We start from the raw sequence: 24142 nt of genomic DNA on the forward strand, positions 1-24142 counted from the left end.
CCGGGAAGGCAAGCGTTGGTTGCGTTAAAAATGTAAGAAAACGATGGGCCGGTTGCCGGATTTGGCGCAGAGCGGCGGTTTTGAGAACAATCCTGGTAGCAGGATTCGGGAGTCAATATGTTCAGACTGGAAGATCTGACGTTATTTGTTCGTGCGGCGGCGCTGGGTAGTTTCAGCGATGCGGCGCGGGAGGTCGGGCAGCAGCCGGCGCAGGTGAGTGCGGCGATTAAGCGCCTGGAAACCACGCTCAATATTCGTCTTTTTGCACGCTCCACCCGCAGCCTACGTCTGACGCCCGAAGGGGAAACCTGGCTGCCTTATGCCACCCAGATGCTTGATACGCTGCATGCCGGGCTGCAAAAAATTCAGGTGCCGGATGACGAGGTCCGCGGAACGTTGCAAATTGCGGTACCCTCCGATCTGGGGCGCAATCTGCTGCTGAACGTCTTTCGCGCCTTTCGCCAGCGGCACCCGGCGCTGAAGCTGCGCATTCTCTTTTCCGACCATCGGACCGATGTGTTTAAAGATCCGGTCGATGTTGCCTTTCGCTACGGTGACAACGACGATGCCTCGTTTATTTCGCTCCCCGTCGCGCCGGAAAACCGGCGAGTGCTGGTGGCTTCTCCGCAGTGGATTGCCCGGCACGGCTCTCCGCAGACGCCGGAGGCGCTGGCGCAACACCCTGCGCTACTGTACGTGCTGCGCGGCAGGCAGTTCGATCGCTGGACCTTAAGTCTCAACGGGGTGGTTGAACATATGCAGGTTTCCGGCGCCATCATCAGCGACGACGCCGAGGTGATTCGCCGCCTGGCCATTGCGGGGGAAGGCTTTGCCTATAAGTCAGCGCTGGATGTCAGCGATGATATTCGGGCCGGGCGCCTGCGGGTGCTGCTGCCGCACTATCAGGGCGACAGAGTCCCGCTCAATATGATTTGTCCGCACCGCAAGCAGCTTTCTGCAGCGGTGCGGTTACTCTATGAAGAGGTCAGGGCGCACTGTGAAACGGTGCAGGCCGACGCGCTACGCGGGCCTGTGGACGTTTAGTGCCTCACCAGGGTGGCGAAATAGTAGACCAGCGGAACGGCGAGGATCCACAAACCCAGCGGGATTTCTCGCCACTTGCCGGCAACCGTTTTAATCATGATGTAGAACAGCAGCCCGCCGGCGATACCGGTGCCGAAGCTGTTGGCGATCAGGGTGATCATCACCATCATTAATACCGGCAGCCCGTCGGTGAAGCTGGAGAGATCGACTTTGCGCAGGCCGCTGAACATGTTGAGGCCAATCAGGATCAGCGCCGGAGCGGTGGCCTCTTTTGGGATCATCAGGGCGACCGGGGTAAACAGCAGCATCAGCAGGAACATCACCGCCGCGGCCAGCGCCGTGAGCCCGGTTTTACCGCCCGCTTCGGCGGCGGCGGAAGACTCGATCAGCGCGGTCGCCGCCGGGATCCCCAGCCACGGGCCGATAGCTGCCGCAATCGAGTCGACCATAAACGGCCGGTTGATGTGCGGCATATTGCCCTCTTCATCCAGCAGTCCCGCTTCGCCGCCCACCGCCAGTGTGGTCCCCATGGTGGAGAAAAACTCTGAGGCGAAAAAGACAAACAGGAACGGCAGGAAAGCAATGTTCAGCGCGCCCAGCATATCGACGTGGCCGAAGACCGGCGCCAGCGAGTGCGGCATCGCGATAAAACTGCCCGGCAGACGGGTGACCCCCGCCGGAATCCCCACCAGGGTGGCAAACAGAATCGCCCATAAAATGGCGCCCGGGATGCGCCGCGCCTGCAGCGCAATCGCCAGAAACAGGCCGCACAGCGCCACCAGCGCACCGGGAGACAAGAAATCACCCAGCATCAGGGCATTGGTTTTGGCATTCGCCAGCACCAGGCCGGCATTGCGAAAACCGAGTACCGCCACGAACAGACCGATTGAGGCCGTCAGCCCCAGCTTGATGGACTGAGGAACTGAACGGGTGACCACTTCACGCAGGCCGAATTGGGTTAACAGAAAGAACAGAATACCCGACCAGCAGGCGATGCCGAGGCCAATTTGCCAGCCGATCCCTTCGCTACCGGCCAGGGTGACGCCCACCAGCACCGAGCCGCCGATGCCTGGGCCGACGATAAACGGCAGGTTAGCGTAAAACGCCATCAGCAGCGTCGCGGCGACGAAGACCAGAATCGTTCCGGTGGTGGCGGCGCCTTTGTCCATGCCGCCCACCGCCAGCAGGCCGGGGATGACCACCAGCAGATAGGCGGCCGCAAGAAAGCCGGTGATCCCGGAAAGGCACTCGGTACGCAGCGTGCTGCCGCGGGAGCGCAGGGCAAAACGGCGCTCCAGCCAGCTTCCTTGTGTGGAGGTATGCAGTGTGTTGTCGGCCATGCTCAGGCTCCCCGGAGATTATTGTTGTGAGGGTCGGTGGCCGGGGTTTCCCGGCAGTCTATCAGCGGTTCGACAATCTGGCGGGTGGTGCCGTCGGTCAAACCTAAATCGGTCAAATGTGGTCCGGCATTGCAGGCGAGGCAGGTGCCTTCGATAGCCTTAAATACCCGGTAAGGCGGCTCCCAGTCGGCGATTTCTGCGCTCAGGTCGCGTAATTCGCCGAACTGCCGCGCGAGTTCTGCCGCCGGCAGATCGGAGAGCATGCCGGCAATCGGCATCGCCACGTGGGCGAGAATATCCCCCTGACGGGAGAGCGCCATCCCGCCGCCGGAGGCAATCAGCCGGTTGGCGGCCAGCGCCATATCCTCAGCGCTGCGTCCCAGCACCACCAGGTTGTGTGAATCGTGCGAGTAGCTGGTGGCGATGGCGCCGCGCAGCTCGCCCCAGCCTTCGAGCAGGGCGATTTGCGGCGTCGCCTGATGGCGGCCGTGGCGATGCTTCACCCAAATCAGGCTAAATCCGGCGGGTAGCTGAACTTCGCCGTGGCGCACCTGCACCTCGACTTCTCCCCACTGCGTAAAGCGCGCGCCGCGAATATGCCGCAGGCGGGCAACGCCGTGAACAATACCGGGGATCCGCAGCACAAAATCGTCCGCATTCAGCGGCGCCAGACGCAGCGTGTTGCGCGGCGGGGTCACCCCCTCTGCGGCTGGAATGGGCTGGATCAGCGCGCCGTCGCGGGCGACCAGTTTCCCGGCGACATACACTTTGCGGGCCGCGAGCTTCTCCAGTGAATCAAACACCACCAGGTCGGCGCGGCGGCCAGCGGCAATCAGCCCTGAATCGTGACGCTGCAGGCGAATGGCGGCGTTGAGGGTGGCGAAGCGCAGGACGTCGGTGGCGGCGAGACCGTGTTCAATCAGCAGGTTGAGCAGGGCGATAATGCCGCCCTTTTCCAGCAGCATATCCGGGGGGACATCGTCGGTGCACACCGTGATCTGCGAGGAGAGATGCGGCAGGGTTTTCAGGGCCTTGACGATATCCGGCAGCAGATAGGGGTGCGAGCCGCGAATTTCGAGGGTCAAACCGGCGCGCAGCTTTTCCAGCGCGTCTTCTGCGGAGGTCAGCTCATGATCGGAGGTGACGCCCGCCGCGAGGTAGGCCTGGAGATCGGCGCCGCTCAGCCCGCGGGCGTGGCCTTCAATCAGCTTGCCGCTGTCGAGACCGGCCTGAACAATCTCCTGCATCCGGGTGCTGCCGTTCAGCACGCCATGCATGTCCATCACTTCCGCCACGCCGCGCACTTCCGGCCATGCCAGCATGGTCGCCATCTCCGCTCCGGCAAAATCGGCGCCGGACATTTCCAGCCCCGGGGTCGAGGGGACGCTGGAGGGGGCGGCGACCATTACCTGCAGCGGCAGGTTGCGGCTGGCGGCGACGGCATAGCGCACGCCTTCGACCCCGAGGACGTTGGCCAGCTCATGCGGGTCCCAGAAGACCGCGGTGGTTCCCTGGGCGAGGACAATTTCCGCGTAGCGTTCGGGAGGGAGGTGGGAACTCTCGAGATGGACATGGGTATCCATCAGCCCCGGCGACAGGTAGGCGCCATCCAGCGCATGGCGTTGGTGGGCATCGGCGCGGCTGCCGCGCGGGTGCACGCTGGCGATCATCTCGCCGGTGATGCCGACATCGGCTTCGCGGATTTCGCCGGTGACCATATCGACTATCTGCGCCCCGGTTAACAACAGGTCAAAAGGTATTTCGCCCCGGGCGGCCATGACGGCGCGGCGGCGGTTTTCAGCATTGCTGGACATAACAACTCCGGCACAAGGATAATGGGGGTACTCTAGGGGCACAGCAAACGTTTGCCCAGATGAATAAATTTATCGCCCGATAAGCTCGGGTTATTCTGCCCGATTACCCTTAGCGAAGAATAAGATGACCGAACCGTGGCAGCGCCTGCCTGCGCTTTCTCTTAAACAGCTACAGTACTTTGTTACCCTGGCGGAGCTGCGTCATTTTACCGATACCGCCAACCGTCTGGCTATCAGCCAACCGGCGTTGAGCAGTGCCCTGCGGCAAATCGAAACGGTGCTGGGCGGCAAGCTGGTCAATCGCACCGCCTCGTCGGTCACGCTGACCGAACTGGGCGCCGCCATTCTGCCGCACGCCCGGCGCGTGCTGAGCGTGGCCCAGCTGGCGTTTCATGACATGGAGCAGATTGTCGTGGCCGGCGGCGATGGTACCGTGCGTATCGGTCTGGTGCCCTCGGTGAGCTCGCTGCTCTTTCCGCTTCTGCCGCAGGTGCTGGCGCAAACCTTTCCCCGGCTGCGGGTCGAGTTTCACGATCAGACCAATGATGCGCTGGTGCGTGAGCTGCAAAGCGGGCAGATTGATTTCGGTATCGGTGCCATCGACAGCTCGCTACCCGCCGCGTTACAGATCTACCCGCTGCGTGAAGATCCGTTTGTGGCGGTGCTGCACGGTGACGATCCGCTGGCAGACCAGCCGCACCTGCCGTGGAAACTTCTCGCCGGACGCGATATTGCGGTGTTCTCGAAAGGGAACATTCAGCGCCTGGTGGGCGCGCTGGCGGAAAGCCATCGCCTGACGCTGAACACGCGGTTTCAGGTGGACTATATTGAAACGCTGTATGGCCTGGTGCGCTCGCGTCTGGCGATTGCCATTCTGCCTGAGCTGTATACCACCCATCTGCAGGATCCGGTACTGAAAATCGCGCAGCTCCAGCAGCCGGCGCTGGCGCGGACGGTGGCGTTAATGCGCGGACCGCAGCCGCTGCCGCCGATGATTGAGCAGTGCTTTACGCTGCTGCTCAATTCGCTACGCGAGTCGTCCGCGCGGCTCAGGGCAGATGCCTGATCAGCACGTCTATCGTCAGATGATTAATATACTCCAGCGAATGAGATGCCATGACTCCCAGCAGGCGGTTGTGATGCCCGGCGATAATCAGATCAATCCCCCGCTGGTTTACGCAGGCTTCAACATCTGCAAAACGGCGGGTGGTGACCAGCGACAGGGTTTGCACCGGTAGCGAGACGCTGGCCGCCAGCTCATTGAGCAGTACTTTCGCCTGGAGCACCTCCTCAGATACATCATCATTCAGCAGGCTGTCGGAAACGTAATTCAGCGCCCGATAGTCGGTGCTGATATGGGCGAGGGTGATGCGCATAGCGTTCTCTTCCGCCATTCTGGCCGCATGCTGGAGCAGCGGAACGCCGTCCTGGCTGCTGTTAATCAGCACCAGGGCATGGTGATAAACGGGCATAGCCTACCTCGACGAGTGGAGGGACCGGGAACGTCGCTCCCTGACGTTCATTTTGTGCCCGCCGCAGGGGGAATGCAAATGGCGCGGGAGAGCGGGCGCCGGTTCGGTAAAGAGATATGAAGGTTAATGCCACGAAGACCCGCTGCCGAAGACCGTGGGGCCTTCGTGGCGGAGCGCTTGCGTCAGGCGTCGGCTTCCCGTAACCTGCCTGCAGAGAACGTTTATATCTTCTCGATGACTCGGGGTGCCCTTCCTGGTGAAGGCTGAGAAAGACCCGTACCACCTGATCTGGATAATGCCAGCGTAGGGAAGTCAGAGACCAAAGGGTCGTTGCTTCTTCATCGCCTGGCTGGAGCAAACGATGCAAGCTGAGCCTCTCAATCCCGCGCATATTGCGCATCTGCAACATCTTTTTCGCCGTCATTCCCCCCTTGTTCACTGCATGACTAATGATGTGGTACAGACCTTTACTGCCAATGTCCTGCTGGCGGTCGGCGCCTCGCCCGCGATGGTGATTGATCCGCAGGAAGCGAGTCAGTTTGCGGCGCTCGCGGATGCGCTGTTGATTAACGTCGGAACCTTAACCGTCGATCGTGCGCAGGCGATGCGCGCCGCGGCGCTCAGTGCGCAAAACGCAGGCAAACCGTGGGCGCTGGATCCGGTAGCGGTCGGGGCGTTAACCCTGCGCAGCGCGTTTTGCCATGAATTGTTGAGCCTGCAACCGGCCGCCATTCGCGGCAACGCGTCGGAGATTATGGCGCTGGCCGGAATGAGCGCCGGCGGACGCGGGGTCGATACCACCGATACCGCGGCGGCGGCGCTGCCCGCCGCGCAGGCTCTGGCGCGGCAGATCAATACCATTGTCGCGGTGACCGGTGAAGTGGATTACGTCACCGACGGCCAGCGTACGCGTGCGGTCACCGGCGGCGATCGCCTGATGACCCGGGTTGTGGGGACCGGCTGTGCGCTTTCCGCGGTGGTGGCGGCCAGTACCGCCATGCCTGGCGATCGCCTCGAAAACGTCGCTGCCGCCTGCGGCCTGATGAAACAGGCGGGCGGCGCGGCGGCGCACGGCAGAGGGCCGGGCAGTTTTACCCCGGCATTTCTTGATGCGCTGTACGGGGAGAACAACGGATGAAACGAATTAATGCGCTGACTATCGCCGGTACTGACCCCAGCGGCGGCGCGGGGATCCAGGCCGACCTGAAAACCTTCTCTGCCCTCGGGGCCTATGGTTGTTCGGTGATCACCGCGCTGGTGGCGCAAAACACCCGCGGCGTGCAGTCGGTCTATCGCATCGACCCGGATTTTGTTGCCGCGCAGCTGGATTCGGTATTCAGCGACGTCCGTATCGATACCACCAAAATTGGCATGCTGGCGGAAACGGATATCGTGGAAGCCGTGGCGGAGCGTCTGGCGCGCTATCAGATTGGCAACGTGGTCCTGGATACGGTCATGCTGGCGAAAAGCGGCGATCCGCTGCTCTCGGCTTCGGCGGTGGCGACGCTACGCACCCGCCTGCTGCCGCAGGTTTCGCTGATCACGCCGAATCTGCCGGAAGCGGCGGCGCTGCTGGATGCGCCGCACGCGCAGAGCGAAAAAGAGATGCTGGAGCAGGGGCGGGCGCTGCTGGCGATGGGCTGCGGCGCGGTGCTGATGAAAGGCGGTCATCTCGACGACGCGGAAAGCCCGGACTGGCTGTTTACCCGCGATGGCGAGCAGCGCTTCACCGCGCCGCGGGTCCAGACTAAAAATACTCACGGAACCGGCTGTACGCTCTCCGCGGCGCTGGCGGCGCTGCGCCCACGCCATCGCGACTGGGGAGAGACGGTTGCCGAGGCGAAAGGCTGGCTCTCTGCGGCGCTGGCGCAGGCGGATTCGCTGGAGGTGGGCCACGGTATCGGGCCGGTTCACCATTTCCACGCGTGGTGGTAAGCCTGATATACTGGCCTGAGAATTCTGCCAGGAAAAGATAAATGGAACAGGCGCATACCCGGTTAATTACCCAGCTTGTTGAACGGATTGCGGCGTCGGATAACGCGCCGCTCTATCTGAAGTTTGCCGACACGATCAAGGATGCCGTGCGCAGCGGCTGGCTGGAAAATGGCAATATTCTTCCCGGTGAACGCGATCTCAGCCAGCTGACCGGCGTGTCGCGCATCACCGTCCGCAAAGCGCTACAGCTGCTGGAAGACGAAGGCGTGGTGACCCGCTCGCGGGGTTACGGGACGCAGATCAACAATATCTTTGAATATTCGCTGAAAGAAGCGCGCGGCTTTACGCAGCAGGTGGTTTTACGCGGCAAGAAGCCGGATACGCTGTGGGTGAACAAACGCGTTGTCAAATGTCCGGAGGAGGTTGCCCGGCAGCTGGCAATCGCGGTGGGCAGCGATGTGTTTATGCTCAAACGCATTCGCTATGTTGACGAGGACGCGGTCTCGCTCGAAGAGTCCTGGGTGCCTGCGCATCTGATCCATGACGTCGATGCGATCAGCGTCTCGCTGTATGACTACTTTCGCAGCCAGCAGATTCTGCCGCAGCGGACCCGTTCGCGCGTCAGCGCCCGGATGCCGGACGCCGAATTTCAGTCGCATATTAAGATGGACAGCGCCATCCCGGTGCTGGTGATCAAACAGGTTGCCCTCGATCAGTACCAGCACCCCATTGAATACAGCATCAGCTACTGCCGCAGCGATCTATACGTTTTTGTGTGCGAGGAATAGCGCTTCGCGGTGCGGGGCGCAATCGCCGCCCCGATGGCCCACGACCCAGGCCGCAACGGCATTACCCAGCGTAACCGCCTCCCCCAGGCTCCAGCCGGCGGCCAGCCCGGCAAGCGTACCACCGGCGTGACTGTCCCCGGCGCCGATCGTATCGACGACCGCGGTCGGGAAAGGGGCGGCGAGACCGCTCTCCTGCGGGCTGAAATACCAGGCGCCTTCTTTATCCAGACGCACAATCAGCGGTGCGGCATATTTCTTCAGCCAGGCGGCGCCAAATGCGCTGACCTCGGGCGAAAATCCGTGCGCTTCAGCCGCGATGGCGGCTTCCTGGCGGTTGACGGAAACCAGTGGTTTCAGGGCCATCAGGCGCGCCATCAGCGTTTCGGGAATATCGGCAATCCGCGGGCCAAAGTCGATAAAGGCGCTCACCTGCGGCTGCCGTTCCAGCCAGGAGGCCAGCCGTTCGCCGCTGGCGGATGCCAACTGATAGCCGGAAAGATAGACCAGGCTGCCGGCGGGGGCATGCAGGCGTTCGAGCCACGCATCGCACCACTGATTTTCCACGCCGCTGAAGGACATAAAGGTCCGCTCGCCGTCCGGCTCTACCAGCGCCAGGCACCAGCCATTGTCGCCATCCGCCTGACTGATGACGCTGGTTAACCCCTCTTTGGCGAGGCGCTGGCGGATAATTTCCGCCCACACGCCCTGGCCAATCGGCAGCGCATTTTGTGCGTCGATCCCCAGCCTTTTTAAGGTCACGGCGATGTTTAACGCGCAGCCGCCGACATTGACGCTCTGCTGCTGCAGCTCGATATCACACCCGCGCCAGGGCAGAGCATAGGCGTCGGCGATCACGTCAATCACCGCGGCGCCGAGGACGGTGACCGGACGTTGCGCCTTCAGCGTGGCCAGTTTATCCGTTAACTGTTGGGCATTCATTCGGCCTCCCGCTGCTGGCGATAGTGCATCAGGGCATCGGCGTAGCGGGTGAAGTCCAGCTTGTTGACTTCGTCCAGGCGCGCCTTGAAAGCGCCATCGATGGCGGAAACCCCGTGTAAAGCGCCGCAAATCGCCGTCGCCATGGCGCCGATGGTATCGGTATCGCCACCCAGGTTGGCGCAGAGAATGGCGCAGCGGTTAGGGTCGGTAGCGGCCAGTTCCACCATCGCTATCGCGCACGGGACGGATTCTATGGTGCTGGTTCCGGCGCCAATCAGCTGATAAAGCTGCTCGCTGGCGGACTCCAGACCGTCGGCCCGGCGTACGGTGCGTAACGCCAGCTCAATACGCAGCGCCAGCGAGGCGCTAAAGGTGGTGGTCTTCTGCTCCTGCGCGTGGCGCGCCACGGCCGGCAGGGCGTCAACAATCGCTGGCCAGCCGGCGCCGTCAACGGCGCGGGAGATAGCCCAGGCGATAACCGTCGCGCCGGCGATGGCCAAATCCGATTTATGCGTCGGGCTGGAGGCCGCGGCTACGTCGCTGATAAACGCATCAAGATTGCCGCCAGGCAGCAGACAGCCCAGCGGCGAGGCGCGCATCGCCGCGCCGTTGGTCACGCCGTTATTGTCCAGTTCGCTTACCGGTTTGCCGTGGCGAATCGCGTTGAGAGCAATTTTCGATGTTGGTCCTAAGACGTTTTTATTAAATGCATCAAAACCTTCTGCCCACCGCAGAATATGTTGGCCAATGACATCCGGGACGATCTGCCCGTCGCATTCGATAATGGCGTCAGCGAGGCACAGGGCCATCGAGGTGTCATCGGTAAATTCCGCCTCGGCAAAGTAGCAGGCGGCGTTATTCTCCGCCGGGCCCGGCAGGAAGCGGTCGATCCAGCCAAAATGGGCCTTCACCCGCGATCGTGGCCATAGCTCTGACGGCATGCCCATCGCATCCCCTAACGCCTGCCCATAAAGAGCACCGAGAATACGTTCTGCTTTCATTTCACTTCCCCTTGTTTAAGCTCAGCATTTTGTGGTTCGACGTCGATGGTCGTAATTTCTTTGTCCGATTCGCGGAAAAACACCATGAACAGCACGGCGATAATCGCAATCATGATGGCGCCGAACGTCCACATGCCCGCCCAGTTGAAGGTGAATCCGTTAACGGGTTGCGGGTAGGCGAACATTTTTTCCATCATCACGCCGCCGAGGCGGTAGCCGAGCAGGCTGCCAAAGCCCTGGCAGCAGAGCGTAATTAACCCCTGGGCCGCATTACGCATCGATACCGGCGCCTTCTTATCAACGTAGATATAGGCGGTGACGTAGTAAAAATCGTAGCTGACGCCATGCAGCAGAATGCCGAGGAACATCAGCGTATAGGTGAAATAGTTCTCCGCGCCGCCGAAGACAAAAAAGCCATAGCGAATGGCGGCGGTAATCAGACCAAGCAATAGAACCTTTTTAATACCAAACCGTTTAGTAAAGAACGGCAGAGCCAGCATAAAGAAGATTTCAGAGAACTGGCCGAGGGTCATCCATCCGGTGGCGTGCTTCATGCCGGCTTCGGTGAGGTAGCCGTTGGCGAAGATGTAATAGAAGGCCAGGGGCATGGCAAACAGAAAGGAGCAGAAGAAAAAGACGAGGAAGTTTTTGTCGCGCAGCAGGATTAACGCATCCAGCCCCAGCATCACTTTCAGGTCCAGTTTTCCACGGCTTTTCGGCGGCGTATCTGGCAGGAACAGGGCAAAGACGCCGAGCAGCGCAGAGCTGCCGGCGGCAATCAGCAGCGGGATATTGGTGGGCGAAATGTCGCTCAGGCCGAGCATCTGCGGTAAAAATCCGCATACCAGACCGGAGCCGATCCAGCCGATCGTCCCCATTACCCGAATCCGCGGGAAATCGCGCTCAACGTCCGCCACGTTAGAAAAGGCGATGCTGTTGGTCAGCGCGATGGTCGGCATGTAGGTTAACGAGTAGGCGAGCAGGAGCGGGAAGAAGCCGGCGAAGGTCGTCTGCTGCGCGGCGAAGTACATCAATATCGCCCCGGCGAACATCAGCACCGCCAGCACTCTCTGCGCGGAAAAGAAGCGATCGGTCAGCGATCCCACGAGGATCGGCGAAAGAATCGCTGCGATGGCGGTACAGGCGTAGGACCAGCCGATTTCACCGGCGCTGAAGCCGCTCTTACTCAGCCACAGCCAGAGAGGGACAAACCAGGCTCCCCAGATAAACCATTCAACGAACATCATGAACGACAGCTTTGCTGTAGTTTTCATCTTTAGATCCTTCATGACAGGTAGGGTACGCCTTTAAGATACCATTTGATAATACCTTTAAAATACCTTTGTGCGGATTGTTTGAGCAGGCTAACACTTTTTGTCCCTGAATCGTGCCAGCTGAAATGGCTGAAAAATGCGATTCCGGCTGGAAAATATGCTAAGACGGTACCAGGCTTAACCTGCCCAAATAAGTGGGTCAGGATAATACATGCCGGCTGCGGCCGGCACTTACGGGAGCATAGCTATGACTGATATTACGCAGTTGCTTGGCAAAGATGCCGACAGCCTTTTACAGCACCGTTGTATGACCATTCCAGCCGACCAGCTTTATCTACCGGGGGCGGATTACGTTGACCGGGTCATGGTGGATAACAATCGTCCGCCGGCGGTGCTGCGTAATATGCAGACCCTGTACAATACGGGGCGCCTGGCCGGAACCGGATACCTCTCCATCCTGCCGGTAGACCAGGGCGTGGAACACTCGGCGGGCGCCTCTTTTGCCGCCAACCCGCTCTACTTTGATCCGAAAAATATCGTCGAACTGGCTATCGAAGCCGGTTGTAACTGCGTAGCGTCGACCTATGGCGTGCTGGCCTCGGTATCGCGTCGTTATGCGCACCGCATTCCCTTCCTGGTGAAGTTAAATCATAACGAAACCCTGAGTTACCCGAACACCTTCGACCAGACGCTGTACGCCAGCGTAGAGCAGGCCTTTAATATGGGCGCGGTGGCGGTAGGGGCGACTATCTATTTCGGTTCAGAAGAGTCGCGTCGGCAGATTGAAGAGATCTCCGCGGCGTTCGAACGCGCGCATGAACTGGGGCTGGTGACCGTGCTGTGGGCCTATCTGCGCAACCCGGCGTTTAAGAAAGATGGCGTCGATTATCACGTGTCGGCCGATTTGACCGGGCAGGCTAACCATCTGGCGGCCACCATTGGCGCCGATATCGTGAAGCAGAAAATGGCGGAAAATAACGGCGGCTATAAGGCGGTGAACTTTGGTTACACTGACGATCGCGTCTATAGCAAGCTGACCTCGGAGAATCCTATCGATCTGGTCCGTTATCAGCTGGCGAACTGCTATATGGGACGCGCCGGATTGATTAACTCCGGTGGCGCGGCGGGCGGTGAAACTGACCTGTCGGATGCCGTACGTACCGCGGTTATCAATAAGCGTGCGGGCGGGATGGGGCTGATTCTCGGTCGTAAAGCGTTTAAAAAATCAATGAGCGACGGCGTGAAGCTGATCAACGCCGTGCAGGATGTTTATCTCGATGGCAAAGTGACTATTGCCTGATCCTGAATGCGGTGACAAAACCCCTCTCTGTCGGGAGGGGTTTTTTTATGCTCAGGAGACGCTCGTTTTCAGCGCTACGGCAACGGAGGAGCGGGTCAGGCCCGGCTGCTCGACGCGAATATAGGCGCAGAGGAAAAAGGCCAGCACGTACAGCGCGGTGTACGCCACCACCACCCCAATCGTACTGAAGTACGGCAGCAGCACCACCGCAATCGCCGGCGCCAGGAAGTTGGACAGCCCCGCCGACAGGTTGTAGACCGAGATCGCCGCCCCTTTATGCTGCGGCTCCAGCGCCGGGAAGACCGCCGCCATCGGCACAAACGCCGCCACAAAAATCCCCAGCGCAATCGCCGGCACCAGCGCCATGGCAAAGTTATGCCCGAAGTGCTGCGGGATGTAGTAAAACGCCAGGCTCGACAGCGCCATGCCGATGCAGCCAAACCAGCGAATCACCTTCATCCAGCCCATCTTCTCCGCCACGATCCCCCAGAAAACGTTGGAGAAAATGGTGGTGAAGAAGAAGGCCGCCCACACCTGGAGCCACTCGGAGGTAGTAAAGCCCAGCTCATCGACAAACATCATCGGCATGATCACCGCAAAGCCGAACAGCGACAGGGTGTTAATGATGCGCACCATTCCGGAGAGCAGGATATTGCGGTTGGTGTAGAGCAGGGTGGCGGCGCGCCCCAGTTCGGCAAACTTCTCGCGGGTGGTGAGATTCTGCATATGGCGCGGCGTCTGAATATGGCGCAGCGACACCAGGGCGATAATGCCGCCGGTGACGCAGAACACCAGCGCCAGCCACAGGGTGCCCATCTCGCCGATATGCGGGATGGTAAAGCTCGGGATATAGCTGCCGAACACGCCAATGCCGACCGAGTAGACCGCCCAGAACCAGCCCAGCGCCGAGCTGGCGCTGTCGCTTTTCACGTTGTGCACGATGGCGACGATAAAAGAGTAGAGGAACAGCGGATAGGCAAAGCCGCGAATGCCGTAGAACAGCAGGATCAGCGGGTAGTTAGCGTGGCCGAGGCCGAAAATCAGGAACAGCACGTGGAACACGCACCACAGCACGAAGCCGATCAGCATGGTTTTCTGCGGGGTGATGATCTCGGCGACCACGCCGGAGATCCACGCCGACAGGGCGGCGGCGAGACCGTAGAGGGTAAAGGCGAAGGAGGCCTGGGCCGGGGTGAAGCCCAGCTCCTTGATGTAGTGCGAGAGAAAAGCCAGCTCAAAGCCGTCGCCGGTCATAAACACGGCGATGGCGATGTATCCCCAGATCAGATTCAGCGGCAGACCGAACCACTGTTTGCTATTCACGGACATAATGACCTCGTTTTCAGGGTACAGGAAGACACTCCGGTGTTGTCACCGGAGGTTTTTTATTATTGAAAGAGTGAGGCTGAGCCCCGGGACGCTACTCCCGAATCAGCCGGGCGGCCTGTTGCAACGCCAGATAAGCCTCGTAGCGACGCTGATGAAGCGGCTGATATTGCGTCGTACAGCGGTAGGTTTTATCTACCCGGGTGAATTGCTTCATGGCCTCCGGCAGCGAGGCGGAAACCCGGCCGGCCACGGCGCCCAGAATGGCCGAACCTAACAGCACCGGTTCGCTGCATTCGGTGCTGACAATCGTCAGACCGCAGGCATCGGCCAGCAGCTGACGCACCAGCGGATGCTGCCCTGCGCCGCCGCTGATGACGATATTCTCGCTGTTAATCCCGCAGGCTTTTTGCGCGTCAACAATCTGCCGCAGGCCGTAGCCGATACCGCATAATCCCGCGACGTAGAGCGCCAGCAGATTATCCAGATCGCGCTCCATGCCTAATCCGGCAATGACCGCTTTGGCATCCGGGTCCGCCAGCGGCGCGCGGTTACCTAAGAACTCCGGCACCACGTGCAGTCCGGCGGCGAGTCCGGCGGCCTCGGAAGGGGTCGCCACCTGGGCCAGCACCCGATCGGCGAGATAGACCGGCAGCGGTACGCCCGCTTCCTGCGCCAGCTCGCGTGCCTGCGCCGCCGCAGGATGGAAACTTAACAGCTGGTCGATGGCGGCGCCTGCCGCGCTTTGCCCGCCTTCGCTCAGCCACAGGCCCGGTACCATGGCAGAGTAGTAAGGCCCCCAGACGCCCGGCACGAAGACGGCGTCTGGGGTGGTGGTCATGGTGCAGGAGGAGGTACCGAAAACATAGGCCATATTGCTGACCGCGCCGTTGAGAACCCCCACGGTGCCGATACCGCCGGCGTGGGCATCAATCATGCCCACCGCGACGGGGGTACCGACCGGCAGGCCCATCTCGTGCGCCGCTTCTGCGCAAAGGCCCTGACCGCACGGCGTTCCCGGGTCGACAATGCGCTGACCTATGCGCGCAAAATCATCCTCGGCCAGATCGCCCAGACCAATCTGCCGGAAGTAGCCGGCATCCCAGCGCTGCTCATGGGCCAGGTAGGTCCATTTGCAGGTGACGGTACACACCGAACGGGCCAGATCGCCGGTGGCGCGCCAGGTCAGGTAATCGGCAAGGTCGAAAAAGTGGCGCGCCTGCTTATAGATATGCGGGCGGTTCTCCTTGAGCCAGAGGATTTTCGGCGTTTCCATTTCCGGCGAAATCCTGCCGCCGACGTACTGCAATACGGCATGTCCGGTGGCGTTAATCTGCTCCGCCTGGCCGATGGCGCGGTGATCCATCCAGACGATGATGTTGCGGTCCGGATCGTCGGAAGGCCCGACCGCCAGCGGTTCCCCGTTTTCGCCAACCACAACTAACGAACAGGTGGCGTCAAAACCGATTCCGGCGACCGACTCCGGCGGCATGCCGGAGTGCGCCACGGCGGTTTTTATACACTCGCAGACCGCCAGCCAAATCTGGCGGCTGGATTGTTCTACCTGGTTTCCCGCGCTGCGAAACAGGGTGATTTCCCGCGTGGCATGGGCAAGCAGCTTGCCCTGAAGGTTGAAGATGCCGGCGCGCACGCTGCCGGAGCCGACATCGACGCCAATAATGGTTTGGGTATCGTTATTCATAAAGCCGTCCTTAAGCCTCCCGGGTTAAACAATCACAGATCCACGCTGTTAGGCAGGATAACGAGATCGCGTACGGTCACGTTTTTCGAGCGCGTCACCATAAACAGGACCGACTCCGCAACTTCAATCGGCTGCATCAGGCTGCCGTTGGCCAGCGCCTCTTCCATTTTTTCTTTCGGCCAGTCGTCAAGCAGGGCGGTCACTACCGGGCCCGGTAAGACGGCGCCGACGCGCACGCCGTGCTGCGAAACCTGGCGGCGGGTGGTGTGTACAAACGCCTGCACGGCGAATTTTGAGGCGGTGTAAATCGGTTCCCAGATGACCGGCACGACGCCGGCGATGGAGCTGGTAAAGATGATGTCACCAGATTTTTGCGCAATCATGTGCGGGAGTACGCTGCGCACGCAGCGGAAGGCGGCGTTGGTATTGAGGTGCAGGACGCGATCCCAGACGTCCGGGTCGCCTTCGGCCACCGGTCCGCCGATATAGGCGCCGGCATTCGCGTGGAAAATATCCAGTCGCCCGGTGAGATTGAGAATGCCGGCCAGAATATTATCGACCTGATCGGCCTGCATTAAATCCACCTGCAGCGCGAAGGCGTTTTCGCCAAGTTCAGCCACAATCTTAGTGAGTTTTTCGCCTTCCCGGTCGATCAGCACCACTTTGGCGCCCGCCGCGAGCAGGGTTCTGGCGCATTCGAGGCCGATACCGGATGCCGCACCGGTGACGGCGGCGACTTTACCATTGAGAGAAGTATTCATAGAGGATACAGAGTGGTTCATTTTATAATCCTTCATTGAGTCTGTTTGGTCAGTCGATCTGGTCCTCGATAAGCATGGGCCAGCGTTGATGTTATGCATGAAAAATTGTTAAGGTGTTGAATCAAAGCGTTATTTATAAATATGCGCTGAAAATTGAGCGATGAATAACGTCATTCGCCATGGAGCATAATGGTTGCTCAATCGATGAAGCTAATGTTGCGCCAGCTTCATCGATTGAGCAAGTGGGGAAATTAACAGCGAAATGAATTTGTGACGCAAGTTGGGAAAATGAAAAAAATCACTATCTACGATCTGGCGGAATTGTCCGGCGTTTCGGCCAGCGCGGTCAGTGCAATCCTCAATGGCAACTGGAAAAAACGGCGTATCAGCGCCAAACTTGCGGAAAAGGTGACGCGGATTGCGGAAGAGCAGGGCTACGCGATAAACCGCCAGGCCAGCATGCTGCGCAGTAAAAAATCGCATGTGATCGGCATGATTGTTCCCAAATACGACAACCGTTACTTCGGCTCCGTCGCGGAAAGCTTTGAAGAGATGGCGCGCGAGCGCGGTCTGCTGCCGATTATCACCTGTACCCGTCGTCGCCCTGAGCTGGAGATCGAAGCGGTGAAGGCGATGCTCTCATGGCAGGTGGATTGGGTGGTGGCGACCGGGGCGACGAACCCGGATAAAATTACCGAGCTTTGTCAGCAGGCGGGGGTGCCTACCGTGAATCTCGATCTGCCGGGGACGCTTGCGCCGTCGGTCATTTCAGACAACTACGCCGGCGCCCGAGCGCTGACGGATAAGATCCTCGACAATAGCGCCAGGCGTCACGGCAGGCTGGCGCCGCTGACCTTCGTCGGCGGGCGCAGCAGCGACCACAATACCCTCGAACGTCTGCGCGGCTTTCGCGACGCGCACCAGGCGCGGGGCCTGAGCGTTCCCGATGAGAACGTGCTGGCTCCCGGTTATTCAAAGGGCAAAGTCGAGGCCTGTATGCAGGCCCGGTTCAGCACCCCGGAGGAGCATCTGCAGGGGCTCTTCGTCAACTCGACGATTTCGCTGGAAGGGGTGGTCAGATGGCTGGCGCAGCTGGGATTAACCGGCACCGAGCAGCCGCCGATGGGCTGCTTCGACTGGGACCCGTTTGTCTATCTTCTCGGCCATGACATCGATATGGTGCAGCAGAATGTCCCGGCGATGCTGGAGGCGGTGTTCAGCATTATTGATGCCGGTGAGGCCTGCCAACAGCTGGTCGAGATCCCACCGCTGCTGATCGGTAGCCGCGAACACCTCTGAGTCGTTGAGCGCGGCGGCAGCAAGGCCTGCCGCTAGCGCGTCAGCAGCCAGCGGGCGGTGTGCTCATCCGTGACCAGGCCATTGATCCAGCCCCCTTTCAGCGCCGCCAGAATCGCCGGGCGTTTATATTCTCCGCAGGCCACCGCAATGCGCGGGCATTGATTGTGGCGAATATCGTAGCTGGTGATCATCCGGTTGATATTGCTCTCCACCACGCCGCCGTCGGCATCAATGAAGCGGCCGAGAATTTCGCCAATCCCGCCCTGGGCCGTCAGCTCATCCAGCTGCGCCTGGTTGATAAAGCCGTCTTTAAAGATGGGGCTGTTGGTACCAAGCGGACCGATACCGACGAAAATCACGTCCGCCTGCTGCGCCACGCCTGAGACGTTGCGGAACAGGCGGCTGGTGCACCACATTTCATGCTCATCGACGGTTTGCGCGTAGCGTGGCGCGGGCCATTGATAATATTTGGCCTGGATTTTTCGCGCCAGCAGCAGAGGAACATCGTCGTAATAATTGCACTGGCCGTCGGCGTCCATGGCGCTAATCAGCGCCACGCAGCGCGTATTCAGGCTGTCGAAGTCGATCCGCTGCATGGTCTTTTTCAGCGTCAGCCCGGAGCCGATGCCGATAATTTTCGCTTTATCATCCTGCAGATAGCGGGCCATCAGCTGGTAACAGCCGAAAGAGACGCTGTCCAGGGTGCTCTCTTCGCTCCACGCGGGAACGATATTGCAGTCGACCAGCTGGTATTTCTCCTGCAACAGCTGCCCATAGTCGAGGCAGTTGGCCACCGGATGGTGAAGGCCGATCGAGACGATTCCCTCTTCTTTAGCGGCGGCGATCATTCGCTGCACCACCGGCCTTGACGTCCCCAGCTGGCTGGCGATCTCGCTTTGATTCAGACCGGCAATATAGTACATCCATGCGGCGCGGACCTTCTGATCCAGCCTGATATCTTCTTCTTTACCCATGATTCCCTGCCTTAAGCGTATGGTCATAAACAGGCCCGGCCTCATTCGATCCGATAAAGGGTTCCCGCGATCTCTGGCGTCAGGAGCCGGCATGGCGAATGATTCAGGTGATAGCCGCATTCTCGCCGCGGTTTTTAAATCAGGCAAGCTTTTGCTCTCATTTGGTCATTTGTAATTTTATTGGGTAATTGCTCTTTTGTGATCTACGGCTCTTATTTGGAGCAAATGATCAATTACAGTGAGTCCCATCACTTAAGGAGATCAGAATATGAATCAGCAATTCACATGGCTTCACATCGGTCTGGGTTCATTTCATCGTGCGCACCAGGCGTGGTATCTGCATCGTCTGATCGCATCCGGCGATAAGCGCTGGCATATCGCGGCGGGCAATATTCGTCAGGATGCCGAGCAGGTGGTTGAGGCGCTTATCGCCCAGAACGGGCGCTACGTTCTGGAAACCGTCAGCCCGGAAGGGGATCGCGAATATGAAGAGATCGCCTCTATTCAAAAACTGCTGCCGTGGCAGAACGGACTGCAGCCGCTGATTGACGAAGGGGCAAACCCACAGACCAAAGTTATCGCCTTTACCGTGACGGAAGGGGGGTACTACCTGAATACCAGCCATCAGCTGGAGACCAGCAATCCGGATTTAATCACCGATCTGCAGGGGGGTTGCAAAACCATCTACGGCACCATCGCGCGCATTCTGGAAAAACGCATGGCGGATAACGCCGGACCGCTGACGTTGCTCAACTGCGATAACGTTCGCCACAACGGCGAGCGCTTTCACGACGGGCTGGTGGAGTTTCTCCAGTTAACCGGCAAGCGAGCGGTGATAGCATGGCTGGCGGCGAATGCGACCTGCCCGAACACCATGGTGGACCGCATCACGCCGCGACCAGCGGCCGATCTGCCGGCGCGCATCAAGGCGCAAACCGGTATTGACGATAAAGCGCCGGTGATGGGCGAGACCTTTATTCAGTGGGTGGTCGAGGATAATTTCCGCGCTGAACGTCCGAACCTGGAGGCCGTCGGCGTGGAGATGGTTGACTCGGTTATCCCTTACGAAGAGGCCAAAATCCGCATTCTGAACGCGTCACACAGCTGTATTGCGTGGGCCGGTACGTTAATGGGTCAACGCTATATCCACGAAAGCACGTTGACCGAGTGTATCTACGCTATTGCCGACCGCTACGTCACCGAAGATGTGATTCCGTGCCTGGGCGACAACGGAATCGATCTGGCGACCTATCGCGACGTGGTCCTTAAGCGCTTCACCAACCCCTATATCCAGGACACCAACCAGCGGGTTGCGGCGGACGGATTCTCAAAAATCCCGGCGATGATCGCCCCGACGCTACAGGAGTGCTACCAGCGCGGCGTCCGCCCGGAGGCAACGGCCATGCTGCCCGCGCTGTTCTTTGTCTTTATGGAGCAGTGGCACAAAGGCACTCTGCCTTACGAATACCAGGATGGCATTCTCGATGCTCAGGCGGTCCATGAAATGTTTGAAGCCAGCGACCCGATTGCGCTTTATGCCAAAGACCGGGCGCTGTTTGGTTCCCTGACCGAACGGGCTGATTTCCTGGCGCTGATGCGCGAGAAGATTGCCGCCGTCTATTCCCTGATTCAGTAGGAGCTGGCTATGTACTTAGGCATCGATCTTGGCACCTCGGAAGTGAAAGCGCTGGTTATTGATGAGAATAATGCGGTTGTCGCCAGCCATAGCGCGCCGTTGACTATCCAGCGCCCTCATCCGCACTGGTCAGAACAGGCGCCGCAGGCATGGTGGGAAGCCACGGAATATCTGATAGCCACGCTGCGGGAAAAATGTGGCCCTCACTGGTCCGCGATTAAGGCCATTGGCCTCTCCGGGCAGATGCACGGGGCGGTACTGCTGGATAGCGGCGGGGAGGTGATCCGTCCGGCCATTTTGTGGAACGATACGCGCTGTGCCCAGGAGTGTCGTGAGCTGGAGGAGAGGGCGCCTGAGTTGCATCAGGTCGCCGGAAACCTGGCGATGCCGGGCTTCACTGCGCCAAAACTGCTGTGGGTGCGCCGTCACGAGCCGGCAAACTTTCAGCGCACGGCAACGGTGATGCTGCCGAAGGATTACCTGCGCTACAAAATGACCGGCCAAAAAATCTCCGATATGTCGGATGCCGCCGGGACGCTGTGGCTGGACGTGGCGAAACGCGACTGGTCCGATGCGCTGCTGGATAAGTGTGGCCTGTCGCGCAGTCAGATGCCGACGCTGGTTGAAGGTTGCGAGGTGTCCGCCACCCTGGACCCTCAGGTTGCCGCGCGCTGGGGCCTGAATCCCTCGGTGGTGGTAGCCGGCGGCGGTGGCGATAATGCGGTCAGCGCGATCGGCGTCGGCGCGGTCTCGCCGGGCGATGCGTTTATCTCGCTGGGCACTTCCGGGGTATTGTTCGTGGTGACCGATGCCTATCGGCCGGCGCCGCAGTCGGCGGTGCACGCCTTCTGCCACGTCTTACCGAACCTGTGGCATCAGATGAGCGTAATGCTCAGCGCCGCCAGCTGCCTGCAGTGGTTCTGTCGTTTAACCAGCACCACCGAAGTGGCGCTGCTGGAAGAGATTGCCCAGTTGAGCGAGGAAGAGAAGGCCAATACGCCGTTCTTTCTGCCCTATCTTTCCGGGGAACGTACGCCGCATAACGATCCGGACGCGCGCGGAATGTTCTGGGGGATGACCCATTCCAGCCTGCGTGCCCAGCTGGGTTACGCGGTGCTGGAGGGGGTGAGTTTCGGTATCAACGATGGCTTGCAGGTACTGAAAGAGAGCGGCACGCGGATTGAACAGTGTTCGCTGGTCGGCGGCGGCGCTCGCAGTCCGTTCTGGGCGCAGCTGCTGGCGGATATTCTTGATATGCCGGTCGTGACTCATAAAGGCGGCGAAACCGGCGGCGCGCTGGGGGCGGCGCGATTGGCCTGTCTGGCAGCGGGGAAACCGCTGGCCGCCGTCTGCGAAAAACCAGAGGTCTACCAGACCTGGCGCGCCGCGCCTGAACGCCATCACACCCTGATGCAACGCTATGCGCAATTTAAAGCGCTATATCTCAACGACCTGAATTACCGACATCACTGATTTTAATAATAAAAAACCTCCGGTGGCTGCACCGGAGAGTCTTCCTGCACCCTGAAAACGAGGTCATTATGTCCGTGAATAGCAAACAGTGGTTCGGTCTGCCGCTGAATCTGATCTGGGGATACATCGCCATCGCCGTGTTTATGACCGGCGACGGCTTTGAGCTGGCTTTTCTCTCGCACTACATCAAGGAACTGGGCTTCACCCCGGCCCAGGCCTCCTTCGCCTTTACCCTCTACGGCCTCGCCGCCGCCCTGTCGGCGTGGATCTCCGGCGTGGTCGCCGAGATTATCACCCCGCAGAAAACCATGCTGATCGGCTTCGTGCTGTGGTGCGTGTTCCACGTGCTGTTCCTGATTTTCGGCCTCGGCCACGCTAACTACCCGCTGATCCTGCTGTTCTACGGCATTCGCGGCTTTGCCTACCCGCTGTTCCTCTACTCCTTTATCGTCGCCATCGTGCACAACGTGAAAAGCGACGGCGCCAGCTCGGCGCTGGGCTGGTTCTGGGCGGTCTACTCGGTCGGCATTGGCGTGTTCGGCAGCTATATCCCGAGCTTTACCATCCCGCATATCGGCGAGCTGGGCACCCTGTGGCTGGCGCTGGTGTTCTGCGTCACCGGCGGCATTATCGCCCTGGTGTCGCTGCGCCATATTCAGACGCCGCGCCATATGCAGAATCTCACCACCCGCGAGAAGTTTGCCGAACTGGGGCGCGCCGCCACGCTGCTCTACACCAACCGCAATATCCTGCTTTCCAGCATGGTGCGCATCATCAACACCCTGTCGCTGTTCGGCTTTGCGGTGATCATGCCATTGATGTTTGTCGATGAGCTGGGCTTTACCACCTCCGAGTGGCTTCAGGTGTGGGCGGCTTTCTTCTTCACCACCATTTTCTCCAACGTACTGTGGGGGATCCTCGGCGAGAAACTGGGCTGGATGAAGGTAGTGCGCTGGTTTGGCTGCATCGGCATGGCGCTGTCGAGCCTGGCGTTTTACTACATCCCCCAGCACTTCGGGCATAACTTTGCCATGGCGCTGGTGCCGGCGATTGCGCTGGGGATTTTTGTGGCGGCGTTTGTGCCGATGGCGGCGGTCTTCCCGGCGCTGGAGCCGCAGCATAAAGGGGCGGCGATCTCGGTCTACAACCTGTCGGCGGGGCTGTCCAACTTCCTGGCGCCGGCGATTGCGGTGGTGCTGCTGCCGTACTTCAGCACGATTGGGGTGGTGGTGGCGTATACCGCGCTGTACGTGCTGGCCTTTTTCCTCTGCGCCTTTATTCGCGTCGAGCAGCCGGGCTTTACCCTGAAGCCTGTGGCTGCCCGCAAAAGCGTTGAGTTTTCCTGACACAGTTCCCGGGCTGACAGGCGAGTCCCGTCAGCCCGGTTTGAGGTAAAAGATGAGCATCAAAGCGGTAATTTTTGACATGGATGGCGTGATTATTGATTCAGAAGCCCTGTGGCGGCAGGCGCAACGGGAGGCGCTGGCCTGCTGGGGCGCAACGGTCAGCGAGGAGGAGTGTGAAACGCTGACGAAAGGTAGACGACTGGACGATATTGCCCGCGTGTGGTGTCGGCACTGCCGGCTGGCGATTGCGCCACAGCAGCTGGAGGCGCTCATTTTACAACGCATCGTTGGATTGATTGCCGTCAAAGGAGTGGCGATGGGCGGCGTCAACGAGACATTGGCGCATTTTCGTAGTCTGGGCTACCGGATTGCGCTGGCGACCTCCTCATCTCACCCGGTGATTTCCGCGGTACTCGATAAGCTCTCTCTGCGGTCCTGTTTTGATGTGATTTCCAGCGCCGATGATGAGGCGTGGGGCAAACCGCACCCGGCGGTCTACCTCTCGACTCTGGACAAACTGGGGCTGAGCGCCGGGGAGTGTCTGGTTATCGAGGACAGTTTTCATGGCTTTTGCGCGGCGCAGGCGGCGGGCATTGCCACGGTCGTGATTGCGCCTGACTGCCAGCATCCGCGTTTTGCCGCCGCCGTCGCCCGCCATCGCTCGTTACCGGAACTGCTGCAGACGCGCGCTGAGCCTGCCCTGGCTCTCGGATAACGA

At 60.0% G+C, this 24142-nt stretch carries 21 protein-coding genes and 1 riboswitch; of the genes, 11 read left to right on the forward strand and 10 right to left on the reverse strand.

The features are described 5' to 3' along the window. The first annotated feature begins 117 nt into the window (after nucleotides 1–117). Entirely contained in the window at nucleotides 118–1044 is a 927-nt protein-coding gene (locus AC007G_RS09655; RefSeq protein ID WP_032695424.1) for a LysR family transcriptional regulator, read from the forward strand. Here AC007G_RS09655 and AC007G_RS09660 read toward each other — a convergent pair. Together AC007G_RS09660 and AC007G_RS09665 are read right to left on the reverse strand one after the other, a co-directional pair. Then, on the reverse strand, nucleotides 1041–2384 hold the full coding sequence (locus AC007G_RS09660; RefSeq protein ID WP_131055124.1) for an NCS2 family permease: 1344 nt from the start codon (nucleotides 2382–2384) through the stop codon (nucleotides 1041–1043). The genes AC007G_RS09655 and AC007G_RS09660 overlap by 4 nt on opposite strands. A 2-nt stretch (nucleotides 2385–2386) precedes the next feature. Next, a complete protein-coding gene (locus AC007G_RS09665; protein WP_032699138.1) occupies nucleotides 2387–4198 on the reverse strand; it encodes an adenine deaminase in 1812 nt (603 codons plus the stop codon). Nucleotides 4199–4322: 124 nt separating this feature from the next. Between AC007G_RS09665 and AC007G_RS09670 the strand changes: the two genes are divergently transcribed. Next, nucleotides 4323–5264, forward strand: coding sequence for a LysR family transcriptional regulator (locus AC007G_RS09670; RefSeq protein WP_142629989.1), 942 nt, complete (start codon nucleotides 4323–4325; stop codon nucleotides 5262–5264). Here the strand turns inward: AC007G_RS09670 and AC007G_RS09675 are convergent. Continuing rightward, nucleotides 5248–5670: a universal stress protein gene (locus AC007G_RS09675; RefSeq protein WP_032686739.1), complete on the reverse strand. Its 423-nt coding sequence runs from the start codon at nucleotides 5668–5670 to the stop codon at nucleotides 5248–5250. The genes AC007G_RS09670 and AC007G_RS09675 overlap by 17 nt on opposite strands. A gap of 230 nt (nucleotides 5671–5900) precedes the next feature. Beyond that, a riboswitch (TPP riboswitch) is annotated at nucleotides 5901–5997 on the forward strand. A 34-nt stretch (nucleotides 5998–6031) separates the two neighbouring features. On the opposite strand from AC007G_RS09675, the gene thiM reads away from it, so the two are divergent. From thiM to AC007G_RS09690, 3 genes are read left to right on the forward strand one after another with little or no spacing between them, the layout of a single operon-like run. Then, nucleotides 6032–6808, forward strand: coding sequence for a hydroxyethylthiazole kinase (thiM, locus tag AC007G_RS09680; protein WP_004864674.1), 777 nt, complete (start codon nucleotides 6032–6034; stop codon nucleotides 6806–6808). Continuing rightward, the gene (thiD, locus tag AC007G_RS09685; RefSeq protein ID WP_142629988.1) at nucleotides 6805–7605 is read left to right on the forward strand and encodes a bifunctional hydroxymethylpyrimidine kinase/phosphomethylpyrimidine kinase; all 801 of its coding nucleotides are present in this window, start codon (nucleotides 6805–6807) and stop codon (nucleotides 7603–7605) included. Before thiM ends, thiD begins: the two co-directional genes overlap by 4 nt. A gap of 41 nt (nucleotides 7606–7646) precedes the next feature. Beyond that, entirely contained in the window at nucleotides 7647–8393 is a 747-nt protein-coding gene (locus tag AC007G_RS09690; RefSeq protein ID WP_032686744.1) for a GntR family transcriptional regulator, read from the forward strand. On the opposite strand, the gene AC007G_RS09695 is transcribed toward AC007G_RS09690, so the two are convergent. From AC007G_RS09695 to AC007G_RS09705, 3 genes are read right to left on the reverse strand one after another with little or no spacing between them, the layout of a single operon-like run. Further along, nucleotides 8367–9332: a PfkB family carbohydrate kinase gene (locus AC007G_RS09695; RefSeq protein WP_142629987.1), complete on the reverse strand. Its 966-nt coding sequence runs from the start codon at nucleotides 9330–9332 to the stop codon at nucleotides 8367–8369. The two genes, AC007G_RS09690 and AC007G_RS09695, sit on opposite strands and share 27 nt — an antisense overlap. Further along, entirely contained in the window at nucleotides 9329–10333 is a 1005-nt protein-coding gene (locus tag AC007G_RS09700; protein ID WP_004864665.1) for an ADP-ribosylglycohydrolase family protein, read from the reverse strand. The genes AC007G_RS09695 and AC007G_RS09700 overlap by 4 nt, the downstream gene beginning before the upstream one ends. Beyond that, entirely contained in the window at nucleotides 10330–11607 is a 1278-nt protein-coding gene (locus tag AC007G_RS09705; RefSeq protein ID WP_004864663.1) for a nucleoside permease, read from the reverse strand. The genes AC007G_RS09700 and AC007G_RS09705 overlap by 4 nt, the downstream gene beginning before the upstream one ends. A gap of 247 nt (nucleotides 11608–11854) precedes the next feature. Between AC007G_RS09705 and fbaB the strand changes: the two genes are divergently transcribed. Beyond that, complete coding sequence (gene fbaB, locus AC007G_RS09710; protein WP_015583867.1) at nucleotides 11855–12907, forward strand: class I fructose-bisphosphate aldolase; 1053 nt, start codon at nucleotides 11855–11857, stop codon at nucleotides 12905–12907. A 51-nt stretch (nucleotides 12908–12958) separates the two neighbouring features. Here fbaB and AC007G_RS09715 read toward each other — a convergent pair whose 3' ends face one another. The 3 genes from AC007G_RS09715 to AC007G_RS09725 form a co-directional block, all read right to left on the reverse strand. After that, entirely contained in the window at nucleotides 12959–14236 is a 1278-nt protein-coding gene (locus AC007G_RS09715; RefSeq protein ID WP_032686747.1) for an RbtT/DalT/CsbX family MFS transporter, read from the reverse strand. Nucleotides 14237–14327: 91 nt separating this feature from the next. Next, nucleotides 14328–15935, reverse strand: a complete 1608-nt coding sequence (locus AC007G_RS09720) for an FGGY-family carbohydrate kinase (RefSeq protein WP_032695413.1) — start codon at nucleotides 15933–15935, stop codon at nucleotides 14328–14330. Between the two features lie 32 nt (nucleotides 15936–15967). Further along, on the reverse strand, nucleotides 15968–16717 hold the full coding sequence (locus AC007G_RS09725; protein WP_004864656.1) for an SDR family oxidoreductase: 750 nt from the start codon (nucleotides 16715–16717) through the stop codon (nucleotides 15968–15970). Nucleotides 16718–16984: 267 nt separating this feature from the next. Between AC007G_RS09725 and AC007G_RS09730 the strand changes: the two genes are divergently transcribed. Continuing rightward, nucleotides 16985–17995: a LacI family DNA-binding transcriptional regulator gene (locus AC007G_RS09730; protein ID WP_180888937.1), complete on the forward strand. Its 1011-nt coding sequence runs from the start codon at nucleotides 16985–16987 to the stop codon at nucleotides 17993–17995. A gap of 32 nt (nucleotides 17996–18027) precedes the next feature. Here the strand turns inward: AC007G_RS09730 and AC007G_RS09735 are convergent, their stop codons facing one another. Then, nucleotides 18028–18969 (reverse strand): sugar-binding transcriptional regulator, encoded by a 942-nt coding sequence (locus tag AC007G_RS09735; protein WP_032686749.1) that lies wholly within the window; start codon nucleotides 18967–18969, stop codon nucleotides 18028–18030. Nucleotides 18970–19237: 268 nt separating this feature from the next. Here AC007G_RS09735 and dalD point away from each other — a divergent pair, with 268 nt between their 5' ends. The 4 genes from dalD to AC007G_RS09755 all read left to right on the forward strand — a co-directional run bounded on the left by dalD (nucleotide 19238) and on the right by AC007G_RS09755 (nucleotide 24139). Then, the gene (gene dalD, locus AC007G_RS09740) at nucleotides 19238–20605 is read left to right on the forward strand and encodes a D-arabinitol 4-dehydrogenase (protein WP_180888938.1); all 1368 of its coding nucleotides are present in this window, start codon (nucleotides 19238–19240) and stop codon (nucleotides 20603–20605) included. A gap of 9 nt (nucleotides 20606–20614) precedes the next feature. After that, complete coding sequence (gene xylB, locus AC007G_RS09745) at nucleotides 20615–22078, forward strand: xylulokinase (protein ID WP_180888939.1); 1464 nt, start codon at nucleotides 20615–20617, stop codon at nucleotides 22076–22078. Between the two features lie 68 nt (nucleotides 22079–22146). Next, a complete protein-coding gene (locus AC007G_RS09750; protein WP_032686751.1) occupies nucleotides 22147–23424 on the forward strand; it encodes an RbtT/DalT/CsbX family MFS transporter in 1278 nt (425 codons plus the stop codon). 52 nt (nucleotides 23425–23476) lie between these two features. Further along, nucleotides 23477–24139 carry an HAD family hydrolase gene (locus tag AC007G_RS09755; protein ID WP_335290013.1) on the forward strand — a complete coding sequence of 221 codons (663 nt, stop codon included), beginning with the start codon at nucleotides 23477–23479 and terminating at the stop codon, nucleotides 24137–24139. Nucleotides 24140–24142: the final 3 nt, after the last annotated feature.

The organism is Klebsiella sp. CSG-1 (assembly GCF_056521145.1).

Bases quoted from the DNA above. Each gene is read 5' to 3' on its own strand.
- AC007G_RS09655 (WP_032695424.1), top strand. From the start codon at position 118: ATGTTCAGACTGGAAGATCTGACGTTATTTGTTCGTGCGGCGGCGCTG.
- AC007G_RS09660 (WP_131055124.1), bottom strand. From the start codon at position 2,384: ATGGCCGACAACACACTGCATACCTCCACACAAGGAAGCTGGCTGGAG.
- AC007G_RS09665 (WP_032699138.1), bottom strand. From the start codon at position 4,198: ATGTCCAGCAATGCTGAAAACCGCCGCCGCGCCGTCATGGCCGCCCGG.
- AC007G_RS09670 (WP_142629989.1), top strand. From the start codon at position 4,323: ATGACCGAACCGTGGCAGCGCCTGCCTGCGCTTTCTCTTAAACAGCTA.
- AC007G_RS09675 (WP_032686739.1), bottom strand. From the start codon at position 5,670: ATGCCCGTTTATCACCATGCCCTGGTGCTGATTAACAGCAGCCAGGAC.
- thiM (WP_004864674.1), top strand. From the start codon at position 6,032: ATGCAAGCTGAGCCTCTCAATCCCGCGCATATTGCGCATCTGCAACAT.
- thiD (WP_142629988.1), top strand. From the start codon at position 6,805: ATGAAACGAATTAATGCGCTGACTATCGCCGGTACTGACCCCAGCGGC.
- AC007G_RS09690 (WP_032686744.1), top strand. From the start codon at position 7,647: ATGGAACAGGCGCATACCCGGTTAATTACCCAGCTTGTTGAACGGATT.
- AC007G_RS09695 (WP_142629987.1), bottom strand. From the start codon at position 9,332: ATGAATGCCCAACAGTTAACGGATAAACTGGCCACGCTGAAGGCGCAA.
- AC007G_RS09700 (WP_004864665.1), bottom strand. From the start codon at position 10,333: ATGAAAGCAGAACGTATTCTCGGTGCTCTTTATGGGCAGGCGTTAGGG.
- AC007G_RS09705 (WP_004864663.1), bottom strand. From the start codon at position 11,607: ATGAAAACTACAGCAAAGCTGTCGTTCATGATGTTCGTTGAATGGTTT.
- fbaB (WP_015583867.1), top strand. From the start codon at position 11,855: ATGACTGATATTACGCAGTTGCTTGGCAAAGATGCCGACAGCCTTTTA.
- AC007G_RS09715 (WP_032686747.1), bottom strand. From the start codon at position 14,236: ATGTCCGTGAATAGCAAACAGTGGTTCGGTCTGCCGCTGAATCTGATC.
- AC007G_RS09720 (WP_032695413.1), bottom strand. From the start codon at position 15,935: ATGAATAACGATACCCAAACCATTATTGGCGTCGATGTCGGCTCCGGC.
- AC007G_RS09725 (WP_004864656.1), bottom strand. From the start codon at position 16,717: ATGAACCACTCTGTATCCTCTATGAATACTTCTCTCAATGGTAAAGTC.
- AC007G_RS09730 (WP_180888937.1), top strand. From the start codon at position 16,985: ATGAAAAAAATCACTATCTACGATCTGGCGGAATTGTCCGGCGTTTCG.
- AC007G_RS09735 (WP_032686749.1), bottom strand. From the start codon at position 18,969: ATGGGTAAAGAAGAAGATATCAGGCTGGATCAGAAGGTCCGCGCCGCA.
- dalD (WP_180888938.1), top strand. From the start codon at position 19,238: ATGAATCAGCAATTCACATGGCTTCACATCGGTCTGGGTTCATTTCAT.
- xylB (WP_180888939.1), top strand. From the start codon at position 20,615: ATGTACTTAGGCATCGATCTTGGCACCTCGGAAGTGAAAGCGCTGGTT.
- AC007G_RS09750 (WP_032686751.1), top strand. From the start codon at position 22,147: ATGTCCGTGAATAGCAAACAGTGGTTCGGTCTGCCGCTGAATCTGATC.
- AC007G_RS09755 (WP_335290013.1), top strand. From the start codon at position 23,477: ATGAGCATCAAAGCGGTAATTTTTGACATGGATGGCGTGATTATTGAT.